This window comes from Pyrinomonas sp., from assembly GCF_040289685.1.
In the GTDB taxonomy this organism is placed as follows: domain Bacteria; phylum Acidobacteriota; class Blastocatellia; order Pyrinomonadales; family Pyrinomonadaceae; genus Pyrinomonas.
In genome coordinates this window covers 1-966 of record NZ_PSLQ01000110.1, presented here as the reverse complement: position 1 = coordinate 966, position 966 = coordinate 1, and the positions used below count along the sequence as shown (strand labels likewise).

The following is a 966-nucleotide window of genomic DNA, read 5'->3' as shown; positions in this document are numbered from 1 at the left end:
CGTCGATGGGCGGCATCGTCTGCTCCGGTTTCAATCCGGCCAATTCCGAGACGGTGACGAAACGATAGCCGCGCGCCCGCAACTCGCGGATGATCATGGGCAACGCTTGCACGGTCGCCGTGCGATCGCCGCCGCCATCGTGGAGCAGGACCACTTGCCCGCGTCTTTCAGGATCGGTGGACGAAACGGCTTGAATCGTTTGCTGCACGATGTCATCAGCCGTTCGGCGTCGCCCGTCATCGCCAATCAGCTTCCAGTCTTCGGGATCTACGCGCAGGCCGACCGTGATGTAACCCAGTTTTTGGGCGACGGCGATCGGCTCGATCTCGTCCGGCGTGGTCGGCTCGGCATCGCCGAAATAGGGCGGACGAAACAACAGCGTCGCACGCCCTGTGAGCGCTTCGATCAAACGCTCGGTGGCCGTCAATTCGAGTTGCGTCAAGCGGCTTGGAGTTTCCCCCAAGTTCGGGTGCGTGTAAGTGTGATTGCCGATGTCGTGCCCTTCTCGCACGATGCGCCGCACGAGGTCCGGATGGGCTTGACCGTTTTCGCCAATGATGAAGAAGGTAGCCTTCACGCCTTCGTCCCGAAGGATATCGAGGATGGGCGGCGTCCACTTCTCGTCCGGACCATCGTCGAAGGTCAGTGCGACCAGCCCTGGATGATCGCCGGTTCGACGAATGACGTAGCTTGATGGGATCTCTTCGTAGCTTTCATCGGTCATCAAACCGGTCGTCTCATCTACATCCAACCGTCGTCGCCCGTCGTGCGGCTCGGCCTCTAGTTGCAGAATCTCGCCCGTTCCCTCGAAGTCTATGTCGTAGCCGTAGTGGATGGTTCGAAGCGCATCGGCTGATTCCGGCGTCGCGCTTTTGGTCCGCCCGAAGACGTTCCATAACGATGGGTCTTCGGAACCCAAGCGCCACAAAGCGAAGCCTGCTGGATGGTACGTGCTGGCGGCGCGCA

The 966-nt window shown here is 60.7% G+C and carries 1 protein-coding gene; it reads right to left on the bottom strand.

The features are described 5' to 3' along the window. Nucleotides 1-966 (bottom strand): polysaccharide deacetylase family protein (locus tag C4334_RS14355; protein ID WP_352432779.1); only part of this gene is annotated, 966 nt, incomplete at both ends.